General features: G+C 56.0%; 27 protein-coding genes. 17 read left to right on the forward strand and 10 right to left on the reverse strand.

What is annotated here, in order from left to right; translation table 11 throughout:
* Window positions 1-60: 60 nt before the first annotated feature.
* Window positions 61-1251, forward strand: coding sequence for an elongation factor Tu (gene tuf, locus ACG98I_RS03020; protein ID WP_394718273.1), 1191 nt, complete (start codon window positions 61-63; stop codon window positions 1249-1251).
* A gap of 152 nt (window positions 1252-1403) precedes the next feature.
* Here the strand turns inward: tuf and ppc are convergent, their stop codons facing one another.
* Window positions 1404-4148, reverse strand: a complete 2745-nt coding sequence (gene ppc / locus ACG98I_RS03025) for a phosphoenolpyruvate carboxylase (RefSeq protein WP_394718274.1) — start codon at window positions 4146-4148, stop codon at window positions 1404-1406.
* 108 nt (window positions 4149-4256) lie between these two features.
* Here ppc and ACG98I_RS03030 point away from each other — a divergent pair, with 108 nt between their 5' ends.
* A complete protein-coding gene (locus ACG98I_RS03030; RefSeq protein WP_394718275.1) occupies window positions 4257-4931 on the forward strand; it encodes a hypothetical protein in 675 nt (224 codons plus the stop codon).
* A 7-nt stretch (window positions 4932-4938) separates the two neighbouring features.
* Here the strand turns inward: ACG98I_RS03030 and ACG98I_RS03035 are convergent, their stop codons facing one another.
* The 7 genes from ACG98I_RS03035 to ACG98I_RS03065 all read right to left on the reverse strand — a co-directional run bounded on the left by ACG98I_RS03035 (window position 4939) and on the right by ACG98I_RS03065 (window position 8717).
* Entirely contained in the window at window positions 4939-5499 is a 561-nt protein-coding gene (locus ACG98I_RS03035; protein WP_394718277.1) for a hypothetical protein, read from the reverse strand.
* Window positions 5492-6208 (reverse strand): DUF6286 domain-containing protein, encoded by a 717-nt coding sequence (locus tag ACG98I_RS03040; protein ID WP_394718278.1) that lies wholly within the window; start codon window positions 6206-6208, stop codon window positions 5492-5494. The genes ACG98I_RS03035 and ACG98I_RS03040 overlap by 8 nt, the downstream gene beginning before the upstream one ends.
* Window positions 6205-7038: an Asp23/Gls24 family envelope stress response protein gene (locus ACG98I_RS03045; RefSeq protein WP_394718280.1), complete on the reverse strand. Its 834-nt coding sequence runs from the start codon at window positions 7036-7038 to the stop codon at window positions 6205-6207. Before ACG98I_RS03045 ends, ACG98I_RS03040 begins: the two co-directional genes overlap by 4 nt.
* The gene (locus ACG98I_RS03050; protein ID WP_394718282.1) at window positions 7038-7229 is read right to left on the reverse strand and encodes a hypothetical protein; all 192 of its coding nucleotides are present in this window, start codon (window positions 7227-7229) and stop codon (window positions 7038-7040) included. Before ACG98I_RS03050 ends, ACG98I_RS03045 begins: the two co-directional genes overlap by 1 nt.
* Window positions 7230-7273: 44 nt before the next feature.
* Window positions 7274-7651 (reverse strand): hypothetical protein, encoded by a 378-nt coding sequence (locus tag ACG98I_RS03055; RefSeq protein WP_394718284.1) that lies wholly within the window; start codon window positions 7649-7651, stop codon window positions 7274-7276.
* Between the two features lie 27 nt (window positions 7652-7678).
* Window positions 7679-8230 (reverse strand): Asp23/Gls24 family envelope stress response protein, encoded by a 552-nt coding sequence (locus ACG98I_RS03060; RefSeq protein WP_394718286.1) that lies wholly within the window; start codon window positions 8228-8230, stop codon window positions 7679-7681.
* A gap of 280 nt (window positions 8231-8510) precedes the next feature.
* Window positions 8511-8717, reverse strand: coding sequence for a hypothetical protein (locus ACG98I_RS03065; RefSeq protein ID WP_394718287.1), 207 nt, complete (start codon window positions 8715-8717; stop codon window positions 8511-8513).
* 234 nt (window positions 8718-8951) lie between these two features.
* Here ACG98I_RS03065 and rpsJ point away from each other — a divergent pair, with 234 nt between their 5' ends.
* The 11 genes from rpsJ to rpsQ are packed head-to-tail and all read left to right on the forward strand — an operon-like array spanning window position 8952 to window position 14102.
* Window positions 8952-9257 carry a 30S ribosomal protein S10 gene (gene rpsJ / locus ACG98I_RS03070; protein ID WP_003848085.1) on the forward strand — a complete coding sequence of 102 codons (306 nt, stop codon included), beginning with the start codon at window positions 8952-8954 and terminating at the stop codon, window positions 9255-9257.
* A gap of 29 nt (window positions 9258-9286) precedes the next feature.
* Complete coding sequence (gene rplC / locus ACG98I_RS03075; RefSeq protein ID WP_394718823.1) at window positions 9287-9943, forward strand: 50S ribosomal protein L3; 657 nt, start codon at window positions 9287-9289, stop codon at window positions 9941-9943.
* Window positions 9940-10605, forward strand: a complete 666-nt coding sequence (rplD, locus tag ACG98I_RS03080; RefSeq protein ID WP_394718289.1) for a 50S ribosomal protein L4 — start codon at window positions 9940-9942, stop codon at window positions 10603-10605. Before rplC ends, rplD begins: the two co-directional genes overlap by 4 nt.
* A complete protein-coding gene (rplW, locus tag ACG98I_RS03085) occupies window positions 10598-10900 on the forward strand; it encodes a 50S ribosomal protein L23 (RefSeq protein ID WP_394718291.1) in 303 nt (100 codons plus the stop codon). The genes rplD and rplW overlap by 8 nt, the downstream gene beginning before the upstream one ends.
* Window positions 10901-10927: 27 nt before the next feature.
* A complete protein-coding gene (gene rplB / locus ACG98I_RS03090; protein WP_394718293.1) occupies window positions 10928-11764 on the forward strand; it encodes a 50S ribosomal protein L2 in 837 nt (278 codons plus the stop codon).
* A gap of 13 nt (window positions 11765-11777) precedes the next feature.
* On the forward strand, window positions 11778-12056 hold the full coding sequence (gene rpsS, locus ACG98I_RS03095) for a 30S ribosomal protein S19 (RefSeq protein WP_006823225.1): 279 nt from the start codon (window positions 11778-11780) through the stop codon (window positions 12054-12056).
* 3 nt (window positions 12057-12059) lie between these two features.
* Complete coding sequence (gene rplV / locus ACG98I_RS03100; protein WP_394718295.1) at window positions 12060-12422, forward strand: 50S ribosomal protein L22; 363 nt, start codon at window positions 12060-12062, stop codon at window positions 12420-12422.
* Window positions 12422-13165 carry a 30S ribosomal protein S3 gene (rpsC, locus tag ACG98I_RS03105; RefSeq protein WP_394718297.1) on the forward strand — a complete coding sequence of 248 codons (744 nt, stop codon included), beginning with the start codon at window positions 12422-12424 and terminating at the stop codon, window positions 13163-13165. Before rplV ends, rpsC begins: the two co-directional genes overlap by 1 nt.
* 3 nt (window positions 13166-13168) lie before the next feature.
* The gene (gene rplP / locus ACG98I_RS03110) at window positions 13169-13585 is read left to right on the forward strand and encodes a 50S ribosomal protein L16 (protein WP_394718299.1); all 417 of its coding nucleotides are present in this window, start codon (window positions 13169-13171) and stop codon (window positions 13583-13585) included.
* Window positions 13585-13815 carry a 50S ribosomal protein L29 gene (gene rpmC / locus ACG98I_RS03115; protein WP_394718301.1) on the forward strand — a complete coding sequence of 77 codons (231 nt, stop codon included), beginning with the start codon at window positions 13585-13587 and terminating at the stop codon, window positions 13813-13815. The genes rplP and rpmC overlap by 1 nt, the downstream gene beginning before the upstream one ends.
* Before the next feature lie 2 nt (window positions 13816-13817).
* Window positions 13818-14102, forward strand: coding sequence for a 30S ribosomal protein S17 (gene rpsQ / locus ACG98I_RS03120; protein WP_394718303.1), 285 nt, complete (start codon window positions 13818-13820; stop codon window positions 14100-14102).
* A gap of 381 nt (window positions 14103-14483) precedes the next feature.
* Here the strand turns inward: rpsQ and ACG98I_RS03125 are convergent, their stop codons facing one another.
* Window positions 14484-15233 carry a hypothetical protein gene (locus ACG98I_RS03125; protein WP_394718305.1) on the reverse strand — a complete coding sequence of 250 codons (750 nt, stop codon included), beginning with the start codon at window positions 15231-15233 and terminating at the stop codon, window positions 14484-14486.
* 155 nt (window positions 15234-15388) lie between these two features.
* Complete coding sequence (locus ACG98I_RS03130; RefSeq protein WP_394718307.1) at window positions 15389-16171, reverse strand: hypothetical protein; 783 nt, start codon at window positions 16169-16171, stop codon at window positions 15389-15391.
* Between the two features lie 60 nt (window positions 16172-16231).
* Here ACG98I_RS03130 and ACG98I_RS03135 point away from each other — a divergent pair, with 60 nt between their 5' ends.
* From ACG98I_RS03135 to rplE, 4 genes are all read left to right on the forward strand, one after another.
* Complete coding sequence (locus ACG98I_RS03135; protein ID WP_394718308.1) at window positions 16232-16939, forward strand: NUDIX domain-containing protein; 708 nt, start codon at window positions 16232-16234, stop codon at window positions 16937-16939.
* A gap of 223 nt (window positions 16940-17162) precedes the next feature.
* Window positions 17163-17531: a 50S ribosomal protein L14 gene (gene rplN / locus ACG98I_RS03140; protein WP_394718310.1), complete on the forward strand. Its 369-nt coding sequence runs from the start codon at window positions 17163-17165 to the stop codon at window positions 17529-17531.
* 4 nt (window positions 17532-17535) lie between these two features.
* On the forward strand, window positions 17536-17850 hold the full coding sequence (gene rplX / locus ACG98I_RS03145; RefSeq protein ID WP_394718311.1) for a 50S ribosomal protein L24: 315 nt from the start codon (window positions 17536-17538) through the stop codon (window positions 17848-17850).
* Between the two features lie 2 nt (window positions 17851-17852).
* Window positions 17853-18404 carry a 50S ribosomal protein L5 gene (rplE, locus tag ACG98I_RS03150; RefSeq protein WP_394718313.1) on the forward strand — a complete coding sequence of 184 codons (552 nt, stop codon included), beginning with the start codon at window positions 17853-17855 and terminating at the stop codon, window positions 18402-18404.
* Window positions 18405-18535: the final 131 nt, after the last annotated feature.

Below are 18535 nucleotides of genomic sequence, written 5' to 3' on the forward strand. Positions count from 1 at the left end.
CAATTGTCAACCACGTGGCTGCGAAAGTCGTAGTCACAATGAAGTCCAGGAGGACATACAGTGGCAAAGGCTAAGTTTGAGCGTTCGAAGCCGCACGTAAACATCGGCACCATCGGACACGTCGACCACGGTAAGACCACCACCACCGCTGCTATCACCAAGGTACTTGCAGAGCAGTACCCTGAGGAGAATGAAGCATTCGCTTACGACATGATCGATAAGGCTCCTGAGGAGAAGGAGCGTGGTATTACCATTAACATCTCCCACGTTGAGTACAACACCCCTAAGCGGCACTACGCACACGTAGATGCTCCAGGCCACGCCGACTACATCAAGAACATGATTACCGGTGCTGCTCAGATGGACGGCGCTATCCTGGTTGTTGCTGCAACCGACGGCCCTATGCCACAGACCCGTGAGCACGTTCTGCTTGCTCGCCAGGTTGGCGTTCCTTACATCCTTGTTGCACTGAACAAGTGTGACATGGTTGATGATGAGGAAATCATCGAGCTCGTTGAGATGGAAGTTCGTGAACTTCTGGCTGAGCAGGAATTCGACGAGGAAGCTCCAATCGTTCATATCTCCGCACTGGGTGCACTGAACGGTGAAGAGAAGTGGGTACAGTCCGTTGTTGACCTCATGCAGGCATGTGACGACTCCATCCCAGATCCAGTTCGCGAGACCGACAAGCCATTCCTGATGCCTATCGAGGACATCTTCACCATTACCGGTCGTGGCACCGTTGTCACCGGTCGTGTTGAGCGCGGTCAGCTGAACGTTAACGAAGACATCGAGATCATCGGTATCCAGGAGAAGTCCCTCTCCACCACCGTTACCGGTATTGAGATGTTCCGTAAGATGATGGACTACACCGAGGCTGGCGACAACTGTGGTCTGCTTCTGCGTGGTACCAAGCGTGAAGAGGTTGAGCGCGGCCAGGTTGCTATTAAGCCAGGCGCTTACACCCCTCACCGCAAGTTCGAGGGCTCCGTCTACGTCCTGAAGAAGGAAGAGGGCGGCCGCCACACCCCATTCATGGACAACTACCGTCCACAGTTCTACTTCCGCACCACCGACGTTACCGGTGTTGTGAAGTTGCCTGAGGGTGTTGAGATGGTCATGCCTGGCGACAACGTCGACATGTCCGTTGAGCTCATCCAGCCAGTTGCTATGGACGAGGGCCTGCGCTTCGCTATCCGCGAGGGCTCCCGTACCGTTGGTGCTGGTCGTGTGACCAAGGTTATCGAGTAATTCTTTACTCCTAGCTAACCTTTCAACCCGCCTTTCTCGATTCTGAGAAAGGCGGGTTTTGGCGTTTTCCACCAAGCCTTGAATTCTTAGCACCTACGCAAAAGTCGGGCCCAGAGTTTTCTCTTGGCCCGACTTTTCTATTTTGTTGTGCGTTAGCCCGAAGTACGCAACCCTGTTGCCAGACCGTTCATGGTCACCTGGATAGTCTTTGAAACCAAGAAGGAATCATCACCAGCACGGTATCGACGGAGCAGCTCAATCTGAATCGCATTCAACGGCAGCAAGTATGGGTAGCGGCGCTGAACCGACCGTTCAAGACGCTCATTGCCCGCCATCAGGGACTCATGGCCAGTAATCTTGTGAAACACTTGGCGCGTGAGTTCATATTCTTCGGTGATGGTGCCAAAGACACGTTCTGCAACCACTGCGTTATCAACCAGCGTGGAGTAATTCTTGGCCAAGCCCATGGATGCTTTACCCATTACCTGCGCCATGTTGTCGAGTACTGACCTAAAGAATGGCCACGCGCGGTAGAGCGCAGACAAATCCTGCCATCGCGCTTCACTATCGCCCGCCCACTGTGCTATGCCGGTGCCCACCCCGAACCAGCCTGGCAGGTTCACGCGGGACTGCTGCCACGACAGCACCCACGGAATCGCACGCAGATCTGACACCGCCGTCGTCTGCTTCCGTGCGGTGGGCCGCGATCCCAGGTTGAGTTCACCAATCTCATGCAGGGGAGTGGACTGCGTGAAGTAATCAATGAACCCTTCATCCCCGCGCACCAAATCGCGGTACTTCTGTCCGGCCAATTCCGCGATCTCACGCACAATGGCATAAGCACGCTCCGGTTCATTGAGCTTCTCAGTATCGAGCAATGATGCTTCGAGTGTTCCTGCGACGAATGCCTCCAGGTGCCTGCGTGCTGAGGTAGGCGTGCCATAGCGGGCGGAAATGACTTCGCCTTGCTCCGTGATACGCACCGAACCCCGCACGGCTCCTTCCGGCTGCGCCAAGATGGCATCATAAGTCGGTCCGCCACCACGGCCGACGGCACCGCCGCGACCGTGCGAGAACCGCAGCCCAATCCCGTGTGCTTCACAGGCGGACACAATAGCCAATTGCGCGTCATAGAGCGCCCAATTCGCCGAAAGATAGCCGCCGTCCTTATTGGAGTCCGAGTAACCCAAGACAACCTCTTGAATATCACCTCGGGCCCGCAGGTACTGCCGATACACAGGAACATCCCACAACTGCTCAAGAATGGCCGCGCCGGCTTTCAAATCATCGATGGTCTCAAAGAGCGGTGCGATATCCACCGACCCCACTAGGCGCCCTGTGCTTGGGTCATAGCGCAGCAATCCCACTTCTTTCAGCAGCACCATCGGCTCCAGAATATCGCTGACGGTGCCCGTCATGGACACGATGCAATGAGGAATCACCCCTTCTCCCAATAATGCTACGGCTTCTGCTGCTGCGCGGAAGATGCCCAATTCCTTTTCGGTGTCCTCGCTAAAACGCGATGACCAGGAGAACGTTAATGGACGCGCCGACTTCAGCTCAGCAATCAACAGTTCACGCTTGGTGGGCTCATCGAGCGCTTCGTAACTGGCACTGACACCGGCGGCAGCAAAGAGCTCACTCAACACGGCCTCGAAGGAATCCGAGTTTTGTCTCAAATCTAAAGCATTGAGGTGGAAGCCAAAGGTATCCACTGCCGTGCGAATCCGCAGCAACCTATCATCCGCGATGATGCCATCATTGAAGTGACGCAGCGAGCGATCGATGACATCCAAGTCCGCCTTGAATTGCGCGGGATTCGCGTAAGGATCAAATCCACTCTCTATAAGCTCCCCAGCAACAGAAGCCCGCGTTGCCACCATTCGGCCATGCACTCCATGGATTGCGCGGCGATAAGGCTCATCCACGCGAGAGGGCACGTCATTATTGCCGCCCGCCGCCAGTTCCTGTAATTCACCCGAAGATTGTGAATAGCGGTCGGACAAGCTCAACTCGCGTTCCAGCTCGCTCAGCTCATCCACGTAATACTTCAGGACGGTATCCGCTGCCTTGCGGGTGGCGTAGGTTAGCGTGTCACCCGTGACAAAAGGATTGCCATCATGGTCACCGCCGATCCAGGAACCCGTCCGCACGACTTGCCGGTTCGGAACCGCTGCACCGAAAACCTTGCGCAATCCCGCCACCGTGTCGCGGTTGATTGCCGGCACCTGGTCCAACAAGCTCAGCTTGAAGTAGCGCAGGCCGACGTTGACTTCATCTTCAATCGTTGGACGCGCGATACGAATCAGCGCGGTCTGCCACAACATCGTCATCCGCAAGTGCGCCTCGCGCTCAATTGCCTCCAAGCGCGCCTCGCGCCGCGGGGTTACCGGCTGCGCCAGAATCCCGTGGCGTTCTTTTAACAACGCAATGAGACGCTTTTGCACATCAAAGACGGTACGCCGACGGGTTTCGGTCGGGTGGGCAGTAAAGACCGGTGATACTTGCGCATTTTCCAGAACCCGCAGCACGTCCCCGGCATCCACACTATCGGTGGCCGCCAGCTTCGCGAGCACCCCGTCCAAGGACGCATCCGGTGCCTTTTCACCTGAGTCCTCACGCGCGGCAAGGGCTGTCTCATCATCTAAGTCCTCGGCGATATTCGCCATCAGTGCAAAGTGGCTAAACGCACGCGCCACCAGGTTGATTTTCTGCTCGTCCACGGTTCGAAACGTCCGCAGCAGTGCCTGTGCATCTTCCTCACCGCGCGCTACCCCGAAAGCCAGCTGCCTGGTGCTTTCCACAAGCTCAAAGACATCTTCCCCTTCTTGCTCAGCAATTACTCGGCCCAGAATTCGGCCGAGTAAGCGGATATCATCGCGTACCTGTTCGCTCATTGCGCTGTGCGTCCCTTCAATGCAAAATCGTGATACCGAACATAGCTTAGCCCGCCGAACTAACCCGCGTTGGCTGTATCGCCAACCAACGTGATTAAAGTGAGAGCCATGAAAGATCCCACGCGCATTGATGACGTTCTGAGTGTCGTCCGCGATGCTTGGGCCGGCCAGCCTGATCTCACGCTGCCCACGCTGATGGCGATGGCCGCGAACCAAGGAATCGGGTGGGGCAGCAGCGATGATGAGCTCATGGAGTTCCTTCACCGCACTGCGTGGGACTATCCACCTGAGATTTCCCCTGAAAATCTTCACTCCGGCGTGCTGATCACCACCATGGATAAAGGGCTGCGCATTTCGCTTACCGATGCCCACGTCATCGTCCGCCGCACCCCCTCCCACCAAACAGTGGTGTGGCAATACGACATCTTTCGCACGACGTCACCAGGTTTCCCACTGGTCATCACAGATACTGCGGGAATTGATCACCGCTTGGGCATTACGGAACGCATCACCCGCATTAATGACAAAAAGAAAGTCGCCGACCTCACCCGACTTTCTCGGGAGAATATCGGCGACAGTGTCTTTGTCATCCTCACCAGCAGCGGCGAAACCGTGACGTTGTCACGAAGGCTGGAGATTAACTCCACACAGCGGCGCAGCCTGGATGTCACCACTCATCAGTGGACAAGGATCCTGTCCCATGACCCGTTTATCGTGCAGCTTGCCGGCGGCAACGAGCTCAACCTGGGAACCCTCACCCAGATCCTGCTCGCAGAAACCTAGAATTTCACTATTGCTTGCCCACTTTATCGAAGTGCAAGTTATAAACCGTCGCGATATCCGCATCCGGAAACGCAGCGCGGAAGTCAGCTTCGTACTGCTCGATGAGGCGGCGAACATCGCTCAATGGGGTTGTTGCCTTTGCCAGCACCGTAAACGTTAAGGTCTGTTGCTTGTCCACCACGGTGGCTTTGCTCTTGGCGCTTTCAATGCCTGGTTCCGCTGCGATTGCTTGCGCGATACCTTGTGCAGCTTGGTTGAACAGAGTCTTCACCGCGCCCTGGTCATCACTCACCGCAGCTTCCACAGAATTGAAACGGTGGGTACGGATATTCGCAATGGCCATCCAAATCCCAAAGAATAGCGCCACGATTCCCACAGCGATCAGTGCGTAGACATACCAGCTTTGCTCAGGAATCCCAGCCCACACATCATGCTGAACCCACTCGGCTAAGTATCCCGCAAATTCCACGTTGAAGTACATCAATACCGGCCACACACCCAGCACGATGAGAATCAGCGAGAGGATGATGAAAATTGTGCGGTCTGTGCCGCGTAATGCCTTAGACATTGTTTCCCAACTCCTGCTTCTTCTCTACTTCAACTGCGACCTCGACTTTGGTACCCAGGTCCGTTAGCGCCTCTTTGACGCTTTCGGTCACCCGTTCAGCCAGCATCGGGTCATTGACATCACCAGCGATAGTGACCTCAACCTTGAGACCCTTCTTGGTATTGCCCGTGGTCCGAGTCTGCGCCGTGCTGACACCCGGAATCTGACGTGCCGTTCCGGAGACTAGACGCGCGATATCGACTGGGCGGATCCACATGGAAGTCTGGGCGGTAGACGCGACAGGCACATGCGTCATGCGGCCTGGGCGCACCGCGATGAGGAAAAATAGAAGGCCGACCACAATGGAGCCCACACCAGCCCACACCATCCACATCGGCAACGGCGGCGTTCCAATCAACTCAAAGACCGGTGCCGTCCACAGCTCACGCGTGGAATCGGAGTAGGTCACCCACACATCACGCCAAGCCACGCATGCGAGCGCAATAAGCGCCAATCCGAGCAGCACCGACAACCACTTCACCGGTGGCGCCAGACGTGGTTGTTTGCCGATAGGGCCACCTTCTGCGGGCAGCGTCGAATGCGCGGCGGTTACATAACCCGCATCGGAAGTCCGTGCCGTTTCATTCTGCGGCTCAGCAACCTTCAGCGTGGTGTCTGGGTCATTGGTGGACTTAAACTCCACCGTCTTGAAAGAAGGATCCTCACTCATGACCAAAAGCTCCTTATCTCCGGCTTCCTTACTTCCAGTTCATTGACCTCAATGTGGCGCAATTGCACTGGTTTTGGTGCCTGCACTCGGACCGGATCCGGATTAGCGGATTCCACGTGGATCTCACGCAAAGGCATCTCATCGGCAACCTCGATTTTTTTCAGCTCATGCTCACGCGGGGTGGAATCTGGCACAAAGACCTCCTCCAAAGGATTACTCACTTCACCACTCGGGCGAATCTCTACTTCCTTGGGCGCATCCACGGAACGAACATCCTTGGGCTCCGGAGTACTGACGGATGCCACCTTTGCCCGGTTAGTCCACTGCTGCGCGTCATATTGCGTTACGGACGTCGAAGATGACCTTGTTACCGGATGGTTCACCTTCGTTGGGGACACAGCTGGAATAGCCGCATGAAAAGTAACCGGAGCAGCAACTGCAGAATTAGTAATGCGAGAACCAGGTTCCACGTGTCCGACGGTGATATTCACACGAGTGGTGGAATAGCCAGTGAATTGCTCAATCGCAGAGATAATCGCCGCGCGAGTTTGCGCCGCCACCTGCGTGACAGGTGATGGCCAGGTTACCGCGATGGTCGATTCGACCGCGACCATGCGTGTATCCGGATCGGCTTGAACAATGCTGCGGGGATACCCGCGACCGCCAATACCGGCGAGTTTCGCATCGATAGAGACAGTGCCGGGGACAGACTTGATCGCTTGGGCAACAATGCGCTCGAGGCTGCGAACGCTGATCTCTGTGGTGCCCGGGGCGTCAACAACGTGGACACCACCGGCATCAACTTCTGGTGCATGTGGTGTGATTGTCATTAGCCGCGGCCTTTACCAATAATGTTATTCCAGATTTCGCCCAGATTGATGCGTCCATCGAAGTGCGCGCCGATGACACCACCGACGGCGCCCAGAACGATAGCCAAAATGAGCAGCGACCAAGCGTTGGTCAAGATGGCGATCGCTAATAAAATGCCCAATGCGACGCCAATATAGGTGTAGTTCTGCATAAGAACTCCTTCGCTGTGTGGATGAGGGATTTAGTTAAAAATATTTATGCGTGGCGGGCTTCAGCTATTTCTGCGGCTTCCACGCCAGATACCGCGTCAGCAAACGTGACGTCCACGCGCAGCAGTTCCGGGCAGGCGCCTAGCGCTGCGGCCCGGATTTCATCGGCAAGCAACTGCAAAACCTTCTCTGCCGAAACATCCACTACGACATGAATCTCAATAGCGGTGTCTTCACGTGGCGAAGGTTTGCGGATACCAGTTACGCGTTCACCGGCAAAAAGAACAGAAACCTCCCCGAAAGTGCCCGAGGACAAATCAGCCACGCCAGAAAGCGCCAGCACTTCGGCTTTGATGCGCTTTGCGGTTGCGGCATCAAGTTCAAAGCGCGGGGTGCGATGAGCAGGCGTTGGGGAAGTGGTCATAAAGATGAGACTTTCTGTGTCCAGGACTTAGAAGTGGTTGATCGCAGGGTTCTGCTGCTGTGTCACGGACTGGGAGGCGGACTCTTCTGGCGCTTCCTCATTCTTCTCATTAGGAAGCTTGACGTCATGGACAACAACGTCCACGCGCTCGACCTCCAGGCCGGTCATGCGCTCAATGGCGTTGATGATGTTGCGGCGAATTGCCTCAGCCAACTCGTGGATGGCCACGCCGTATTCAGCACTGATGGCAACCTCAATGGAGGACACACCCTCATTCACAGACACCGAAACGCCCTGGCGAACATCTTCATTACCGCCGAAAGACTCGCGGATGGAGCCCACCAGACGTGCACCGCCGCCGCCAAGTGCTGCAACACCAGAAACTTCGCGTGCTGCAATACCGGCAATCTTGGACACAACGGCGTTATCGATGGTGGTGGTGCCGTACTCGGTCTCCAAGTTCTCATTGACCTTGCGTGGGGTCTCTGCCACATCAGTGGTCGCATTGGTGGTTGCCTCAGCGACGGTCTTTGGGGTTGGGGTCTCGTTGTTGTTGTCGTTATTAGTGTTGTCAGCCATGATATTTCGCTCGCTTTCGAAAAGTTTCGTCAGAAATTTCAGTGTGGCGCCTTAAAAACAAGGCGAACAAAATTAAGCTTACGCAAAAGTCATCAACCGAGTTTCTGCGCGGGAAAATCTTTAACGAAACTAGATCGAACCGTTATTAAAAAGTTTTCTCGATAACATAAGTGATTTACGCTGTTAGATGCTTACCGATGCCACCTAAACGTGAAATTCCTAACGTTTTGAAAAACGGTTTGGAAAATGCCTCTTAGCATGCTTAAATACATAGGTTGCCTTAACACGTCGCAGCATGCGGCGCTGGTAGGGCGAACATGACACCTTCGATGTCCGTGTCGTGGCTTTCGCTGCGGCGCAATGGCAGGAAGGCTGGTTCATCGGGCGATGTCCGCGCTTTAGCAGAGGCAACCCGAGATACCAGACCGGAGAAGGAGCATGGCAAATGAACAGCGGCAGTATACGTAAGGTAATGCGTGCCACGCATAATGCGTGATTACACCATCCTCCTTATTGATTGTGACCATTTTATGGCTACTGACTCTGCCTGGACATTTGACCAGGCTGCAGCAGCTGTCATGAAGTCAGAATCCAACTGGCGTTGCGCCCAGGCTCTTTGCCCGGACAACGTTATAGAGAACATCGAGAAGCAATTCCCCACCGCTTCGCGCCCCGGATACGCCGGGAATGTGAAAGTGGGGAAGCGAGGAAGAGGATAAGCGTGGCGGGACAAAAAATCCGCATTCGGCTGAAGGCCTACGATCACGAGGCAATCGACGCTTCTGCAAAGAAGATCGTTGAGACGGTAACCCGCACGGGTGCTCGTGTTGTCGGCCCGGTGCCACTACCGACCGAGAAGAACGTATACGCCGTTATTCGTTCTCCACACAAGTACAAGGACTCTCGCGAGCACTTCGAGATGCGCACCCACAAGCGCCTCATCGACATTCTCGACCCAACCCCGAAGACCGTTGACGCTCTGATGCGCATCGATCTTCCGGCAAGTGTCGACGTCAATATCCAGTGATCGACGAATAAAACTTTGGTGGAGAAATAATAATGACTAACGAGATCAAGGGCATTCTGGGCAAGAAGCTCGGCATGACTCAGGTCTTCGACGAGGAGAACCGCGTAGTTCCGGTAACCGTCGTCGAGGCTGGGCCATGCGTTGTGACCCAGATTCGCACCGTAGAAACCGATGGCTACAACGCCATCCAGATCGCCTTTGGCGAGATCGACCCACGCAAGGCTAATAAGCCTGCAGCTGGCCACTTCAAGAAGGCTGGTGTCACCCCACGTCGCCACGTAGCAGAAATCCGCATGGATGATGTCTCTGCTTACGAGGTTGGCCAGGACGTTACCGTTGAAATCTTCGAGGGCATCACCTTCGTTGACGTCACCGGTACCTCCAAGGGTCACGGCTACGCTGGTGCTATGAAGCGCCACGGCTTCGCTGGTCAGGGTGCTGCTCACGGTAACCAGGCTGCTCACCGCCGTGTCGGTGGCATTGGCGGCGCTGCTACCCCAGGCCGCGTCTTCAAGGGCAAGCGCATGGCTGGCCGCATGGGCTCCGATCGCGTAACCACGCAGAACCTTAAGATTCAGAAGATCGATGCCGAGTCCAACCTGCTGCTCATCAAGGGTGCTATCCCTGGTGTTCGCGGTGGCCTCGTCACCGTCAAGACCGCAGTGAAGGGCGGTGCACACGCATGAGCAACCTTAAGCTAGACGTCCAGACTGCTGAAGGTACGACCAATGGCTCTGTCGAGCTGCCGGCCGAGATCTTTGACGCAGAGGTGTCCATCGCTTTGATGCACCAGGTTGTCAACGCTCAGCTTGCTGCTGCTCGTCAGGGCACCCACTCGACCAAGACCCGTGGTGAGGTTCGCGGCGGTGGCCGTAAGCCTTTCCGTCAGAAGGGTACTGGCCGCGCACGCCAGGGCTCCATCCGCGCACCTCATTACACCGGTGGCGGCATTGTTCATGGCCCTAAGCCACGCGACTATGGACAGCGCACCCCTAAGAAGATGATCAAGGCTGCTCTCTTCGGTGCTCTGTCTGACCGTGCTCGTAACGAGCGCATCCACGTAATCGAAGAATTGGTAGCGGGCCAGACCCCATCTACCAAGTCTGCAAAGGCATTCATCGAGCGCCTGACCGAACGCAAGTCCGTCTTGCTTGTCGTCGGCCGCGAAGACCTGAATGCTCGTCGCAGCGCCAACAACCTGCCTAACGTTCACATCCTGGACGCTGGTCAGCTGAACACCTACGACGTTCTCAATGCAGACGACGTTGTGTTCTCCGTTGAGGCACTGCACTCCTTCATCAACCGCGCAGGCGGCAACGATGAAGCTAAGGAGGCAACCAATGTCTAAGATTGTTAACCCACGCGACATCATCCTGGCGCCAGTAGTGTCTGAAAAGTCCTACGGCCTCATGGAGCAGAACGTTTACACGTTCTACGTTGCAACGGATTCCAACAAGACCCAGATCAAAGATGCCGTCGAGAAGATCTTCGGCGTGAAGGTCGACTCCGTTAACACCGTAAACCGTGCAGGTAAGCGCAAGCGCACCCGCACCGGCTTCGGTGTACGTAAGTCCACCAAGCGCGCGTACGTATCTCTCCGCGAGGGCAGCGACTCCATCGACATCTTCGGCGCTGGCGCCTAAGAGAAAGTCGAGAGGTAAGGAAGAATTATGGCTATTCGTAAGTACAAGCCGACAACTCCGGGTCGCCGCCAGAGCTCCGTTTCCATGTTCGAGGAGATCACTCGCTCGACTCCGGAAAAGAGCCTGCTGCGCCCAATTTCCAAGACCGGTGGCCGTAACAACTACGGTCGCATCACCACCCGCCACATCGGTGGTGGCCACAAGCGTCGTTACCGTCTGATCGACTTCCGTCGTCACGACAAGGACGGCGTTCCGGCAAAGGTCGCTCACATCGAGTACGACCCAAACCGCACCGCAAACATTGCTTTGCTGCACTACTTCGATGGTGAGAAGCGATACATCATCGCTCCTAAGGGCCTGAAGCAGGGTGCTGTTGTAGAGGCTGGCGCTAATGCCGACATCAAGGTTGGCAACAACCTTCCACTGCGCAACATCCCAACCGGTACCACCATTCACTCTGTTGAATTGAAGCCAGGCGCAGGTGCAAAGCTTGCACGTTCCGCTGGTGCTTCCATCCAGCTGCTCGGTAAGGAAGGCAAGTACGCAGTTCTGCGTATGCCATCCTCCGAAATCCGTCGCGTTGACATTCGTTGCCGCGCAACCGTGGGTGAGGTCGGCAACGCTGACCAGATGAACATCCGCTGGGGCAAGGCCGGTCGTATGCGTTGGAAGGGCGTTCGCCCAACCGTCCGTGGTGTCGTTATGAACCCGGTCGACCACCCACACGGTGGTGGTGAAGGTAAGACTTCCGGTGGTCGTCACCCAGTGTCCCCATGGGGTCACAAGGAAGGCCGTACCCGTAACCCTAACCGTTACTCCAACAACATGATCGTACGACGTCGTCGTCCGAACAAGAAGCGCTAAGAGGAGGTAAACAATGCCACGCAGCCTTAAGAAAGGCCCATTCGTAGATGAGCACCTCCTCAACAAGGTGGATGCTCAGAACGAGGCAAACACCAAGCAGGTCATCAAGACCTGGTCTCGCCGCTCGACTATTCTCCCTGATTTCATTGGTCACACCTTCGCCGTCCACGACGGTCGTAAGCATGTCCCAGTGTTCATCGAGGATTCCATGGTCGGCCACAAGCTCGGCGAGTTTGCACCAACCAAGACCTTCAAGGGTCACGTCAAGGAAGACAAGAAGGGACGTCGATAAGCGATGAGTGACACCATCACCTCCGCATCCGCAACGGCACGTTTCGTTCGCGTCACCCCTATGAAGGCACGTCGCGTTATCGACCTGGTACGCGGCAAGTCCGTCGCCGAAGCTCTCGCTATCTTGAAGTACGCTCCTCAGGGCGCTGCTAAGCCAGTAGCTAAGGTTGTAGCTTCTGCTGCAGCTAACGCTGAGAACAACTTCGGTCTGGACCCACGCACCCTGGTCATCTCTGAGGCTTACGCCAACGAGGGTCCAACCATGCGTCGCTTCCAGCCACGCGCCCAGGGCCGTGCATTCATGATCCGTAAGCGCACCAGCCACATCACCGTGGTGGTCGAGAGCCAGAAGGAAGGGGCCAAGTAATGGGCCAGAAAATCCATCCTCACGGCCTACGTTTGGGCATCACTTCCGACTGGAAGACCCACTGGTTTGCCGATAAGGACTACGCAAACTACGTAGCCGAAGACATCAAGATCCGCGAGTACCTGTCCAAGGGCCTCGAGCGCGCCGGCATTGCCGACGTTGTCATCGAGCGCACCCGCGACCGCGTCCGCGTTGACATTCACACCGCTCGTCCGGGCATCGTGATTGGTCGTCGTGGCGCTGAGGCTGACCGCATCCGCCGCGAGCTCGAGAAGCTCACCGGCAAGATGGTTGCGCTCAACATCCTCGAGGTCAAGCAGGTTGATGCCAACGCAAACCTGGTTGCACAGTCCATCGCTGAGCAGCTGGTTAACCGTGTGGCTTTCCGCCGCGCCATGCGTAAGGCTATCCAGGGCGCTATGCGTCAGCCACAGGTTAAGGGCATCAAGGTCCTGACCTCTGGTCGTCTGGGCGGCGCAGAAATGTCCCGCACCGAGCGCTACCACGAAGGTCGCGTTCCATTGCACACCCTTCGCGCAGAGATCGACTACGGCTTCGCCGAGGCTCACACCACTTTCGGACGCATTGGCGTCAAGGTGTGGATCTACAAGGGCGACGTTGTCGGTGGCGTGCGCGAGTCCGAACTGAACGCTCCGTCTCAGGGCCGCAACCGCGGTGACCGTGGCGGCCGTCCACGCCGTGGTGGCCAGCGCCGCCAGCGTGCACAGAAGCAGGAGGGCTAATTCATGCTTATTCCTAAGCGCGTAAAGTTCCGCCGTCAGCACCGCCCACACCGTAGCGGTCTGTCGAAGGGCGGAAACCGCATCACTTTCGGTGAGTACGCAATCCAGGCTCTTGAGCCAGCGTACGTCACCAACCGTCAGATTGAGGCTGCTCGTATTGCCATCAACCGCCACGTCAAGCGTGGTGGCAAGGTATGGATCACCATCTACCCAGACCGTCCTTTGACCCAGAAGCCACTTGGTGTTCGTATGGGTTCCGGTAAGGGTCCAGTTGAGAAGTGGGTGGCTAACGTTAAGCCAGGCCGCATCCTCTTCGAGATGTCCTACCCAGATGAGGCTACCGCCGTGGAGGCACTGCGTCGTGCCGGCCAGAAGCTGCCTTGTAAGGTACGTATCATCAAGAAGGAGGACCAGTTCTAATGGCACTAGGTACCCCTGCCCACGAGTTCCGTGAACTCGACAACGCTGAACTGGATAAGCGCCTGGCGGATGCGAAGGAAGAACTCTTCAACCTTCGTTTCCAGAAGGCAACCGGTCAGCTGACCAACAATCAGCGTGTTAGCGCTGTTAAGCGCGACATCGCTCGCATCTACACCGTTCTGCGCGAGCGCGAGCTTGGTCTGTCCGTCGTTCCGGGAGCTGAGGCATAATCATGAGTGAGGCAAATGTGAACGAAACCCAGATTGAGAAGACCAACCGCAAGTCCCGCACCGGCGTTGTTGTTTCTGACAAGATGAACAAGACCATTGTTGTCGAGTTGGAAAACCGTAAGCAGCACGCACTGTACGGCAAGATTATGCGTAACAACCCACGTGTTAAGGTCCACGACGAGGATGAGACCGCCGGCATCGGCGACCGCGTTCTGATTCAGGAATGCCGTCCACTGTCCAAGGACAAGCACCACCGCTTGGTTGAAATCGTCGAGAAGGCTAAGTAAGACTTATACCTCCTCCACGGCTTAACCGCGGAATTACGATGCGGCCTGCATGAGCAATCATGTCAGGCCGCATCTTCTTTGTTTTCCTCTCCAGCGACTGAGAAGGGGCTCGGACGGGAGAGAACTACCTCTTAGGGAGTCTGTTTTAGAGGTTCGGCTATAGCGAGCCTTGCAACGCCGTGGCTAACGGCGCTAATTGCCTGCCGATGGGCATAGCAAAACCCCTTCTTGCCACCAGCTTTCAATGTGGAAGCTGCCCTGTGAGACAAGAAGGGGTTAATGCGTTTACTGCAAATCCGCGTGTGAAGTTAGAGCGCGGTCGGCCCTAACGCCAGGAGTGACGAATTTAAGGACTTCGCCGCAACGCTAGTCACTGAGAAACTAAGCGGTGAAGAAACGACGTGCGCCGAATGCTGCTACGCCCAGAACAGACAGTGCTGCCAGTGCGAAGAGGGTACGAGCAACGGTGTTGTCGCCGGTTTCAGCGTTCATGCCGCGGTCACCCAACGTGGTGGTCTCGCAGTTGTCGCCAGTGGAGCCTTCGCCGTTGTTGCCCTCACCATTGTTGCTGTCGCCGTTGTTGCCGCCACTGTTTTCTTCGGTGACGCACTTTTCGCGCTCGCCCTCAGGGGTACGTTCACGGTCATTGTCGCCGTCCTCGCCCTCATCGGAGCTTTCGTAGTCACAGCTGTAGCCGAACTTCTTTGCTGCAGCCTGGTCGGACTCGAACTGATCCTGCTCGGAGAGCTCGTCGGTGCGGCCAGCGGAATCGGTGACATAGTGCTCGCCATCTTCATGCAAGAACCAGGTGTTGCCATCGAATTCGAAGGACTCTGGGCGTTCTTCGCCCCACTTGATGTTTAGGGTTGCGTTCTCATCGTCAGCGCACTCGACGCGGGAGCGGGAGTTGTCGCCATAAGGGGTTTCGCCCTCATTGTTATCGCGGGTGGAATCATCCTCTTCATTCTGACCGCGGTCACCATCGTTGTCTTCTTCGTTGGTGCCTCGATCGCCGAGGGTGGTGGTTTCTGGTTGAGGGACCGCACCCTCGGAAGCGCTGGCTGGAACGCCAGCGAAAGCGATCGCGCCAGTTAGCGCGGCTGCGGCCAAGGTGGTGCCAAGACGCTTCATGCTGTTACTCCTAGATAGGTTTGTGCGAATATGCGCGGATTGAGATCCACAATGATCCCACACGCACTATCAAGCACAATAGCAACACGATTAAAAACAGTTACACAGCGACACCCCAGTAGCATTTAAAACTTTTTTAACATCTTTAACATTTTTCACACGGCGTTGACCGTACGCGAATATTGCCAGCCCACAACCGCGTTCTTTACCGCTGCTTGCAGCAGGTTTGGTGGTTGAATACAGCTAATCGTCAACAATCGACCCGGCGTGGCAGACGTGCCCCAGATTTCTTCGGACTGCGACAAGCCAGATTTTTCTGGCTCATGCAGATCTGTGGCTTCATAAACTAGCCACAAATCCCTAGATTCTTCGGTGCGTACAAAGAGTTCATCGCCAATGGCCACTTGGTGCTCATCGGCGCTGCCATCATAAAGATCGTTAAAGACCGCCGGTACGCCCGCGCCGGTGTGGCCAGCGATGACCACGATGTCAGAAGCATCCGTACCCGGCAGTGAGTATGGACGATCATCAGAGGTGTATGTGCAGGCTTCAGACATTGTGTCCGGATCGATAGCGCCGTCAGTGACCGCGCAATTCTCGGCCTCAAAATCCGCCCGCAAATCAATCGATGGAATGTACATTTCCACCGGGCGCGATGGCGCAATGTCCACATCGAGTGGGGCAGGGGAGGTCGAGGTCGCCGCCGGTTGTTGCGCCTGCTCGGATTCGCCGCCGGACAAGATGGCTGAAGCAATGACAACTACCAGCACCACGAGAATGCCGATAGCAATATAAAGGCGGGTGCGCGGCGCGATGGCAAGGATGGCATCGGCAAGCTTTTGGCGCCACGTACGGCGCGGGCCTAGCGTGCCACGCCCGCGTTGCTCCCGCGAAGGCGGCCGGTCATAGTGTGGCCGCTGACTGCCTCGAGACGTCATAAAATCAACCGCCCTTTTCACATCGATGTCCTCACTATATTAAGGCTAAGATGAATTCTTATGACAGAAGGCGCGTCAATTCCGCAACCACGTGGCCCCATGCGTGATGAGCTGGGGGCCGCCAAATACCGTCATGAAGCTGTGGCTGCTGTGCTGCGCACTACGCCCGGGCGTGGCCTGCAGGTCATGGCGCGCAGGCGTGAGCGCAACCCTTTCGCCGGGCAGTGGGCGCTGCCATCGGGCCCCTTGGAAGTGGATGAAACCATTGACCAGTCCATCATGCGGTATCTCAGTGTTCCGGTGAATTTCATTGAGCAGCTGAGCACGCATTCGGAAATTGAACGTGACCCCTTTGATCGCACTATTGCCACCGCGCATGTCGGCTTAGTTGCGTGGGATGAATTGCCTGATGAAACCTTCGTGGATTTGGATCAGGAATGGGCCTTTGATCATGGCGCGATTGTTCAAGAGGCTGCGGCCCGCCTGCGCGCGAAGTTGTCGTATACCAACATCGCATTCGCGTTATGTCCCGCGGAGTTCACCTTGTCTGAACTCGCGCGAGCATATGAATCTGTGCTCGGCTATCCCGTCGCGGTGACCAATTTGCAGCGTGTGCTTAAAAGACGTGGACAGTTGGAGCTGACCGGAAAGCTGGCCAAGCCCGGCAAGGTAGGCGGGCGTCCGGCTAAACAATTTAGGTTTGTTCGCCACCAGCTGGAAATCACCGACCCATTTGCTGCTTTTGCGCCTGCCGATGCCCCCTCCTAGTTGTTTTGACCAGCAGATTAAGCGATTTGGAGCTTGTGCTTCGGGTGTGGTTTAATGCTTAGGTTGCATTGCGCGATGAGAGCGTATGTGGTGCGTTTCCGAACCACACCTTCTCACGGCGAGAACAGTAATTCACGCCGCGTTAATGCATTTGAAAGCAAAAGACCGCGTGTGTCAAGGTCGGAAATTTTGGCACACATTAATCCAGGTCAGGAGACCCATAGTGATTCAGCAAGAATCGCGTCTGCGCGTCGCCGATAACTCTGGTGCACGAGAGATTCTCTGCATCCGCGTCCTCGGTGGATCCGTACGACGTTTCGCTGGCATTGGCGACACCATCGTCGCAACTGTCAAGGAAGCAACCCCAGGCGGCAATGTTAAGCAGGGCGAAGTCGTTCGCGCTGTTATTGTCCGCGCCAAGAAGGAAACTCGTCGTCCAGATGGTTCTTACATCAGCTTCGACGAGAACGCAGCTGTCATTTTGAAGAACGACAGCGAGCCACGCGGTACCCGTATCTTCGGCCCAGTCGCTCGCGAGCTTCGTGACAAGAAGTTCATGAAGATCGTTTCACTTGCACCGGAGGTGATCTAATCTTATGAAGGTTCATAAGGGAGATATGGTGATTGTCATTTCGGGCCCAGATAAGGGTGCGAAGGGCAAGGTCATCGAGGCATACCCAAAGCGTGAGCGCGTCCTCGTTGAGGGCGTTAACCGTATCAAGAAGCACGTTGCGAACTCCGCCGCTGAGCGTGGCGCTGAGTCCGGCGGCATTGTTACCCAGGAAGCTCCAATCCACGTATCTAACGTTGCGTTGATTGACTCCGATGGCAATCCGACCCGCGTCGGCTACCGTTTTGATGAAAACGGCAAGAAGGTCCGTATCGCGCGTAGCAACGGGAAGGACATCTAAAAATGAGCGAGAACTACACCCCTCGTCTGAAGACTCGCTACCGCGAGGAAATCAAGGATGCTCTCAACAAGGAGTTTTCCTACGACAACGTCATGCAGATCCCTGGCGTCGTTAAGGTTGTTGTCAACATGGGCGTCGGTGACGCTGCACGTGACTCCAAGGTTATTAACGGTGCTCTGGAAGATCTGACCGCAATTACCGGCCAGAAGCCACAGCTGCGTCGCGCAAAGAAGTCCATTGCGAACTTCAAGCTGCGTGAAGGCATGCCAATTGGCGCTCGCGTTACCCTGCGCGGCGACCGCATGTGGGAGTTTCTGGACCGTCTGCTGACCATCGCGCTGCCACGTATTCGTGACTTCCGCGGTCTGTCTGATCAGCAGTTCGACGGCAACGGTAACTACACCTTCGGCCTGTCCGAGCAGACCATGTTCTACGAAATTGACGTAGACAAGGTTGACCGCCCACGCGGTATGGACATCACCGTCGTTACCACCGCTACCAACGATGAAGAAGGTCGCCAGCTGCTCCGCGAGCTCGGCTTCCCATTCAAGTAAATAGCGCGTCGAAGAGCCCACTAGCCACATTGTTGGTTAGTGGGCTTTTTGCATCTTGAACTAGGTTTCGTGATGATTTCGTAACAGCTTTGCGTAAACCTGTGAATAACACCGGGCGTTGGTTGATGCGT

This window comes from Corynebacterium sp. L4757 (assembly GCF_043673995.1).
In the GTDB taxonomy this organism is placed as follows: domain Bacteria; phylum Actinomycetota; class Actinomycetes; order Mycobacteriales; family Mycobacteriaceae; genus Corynebacterium.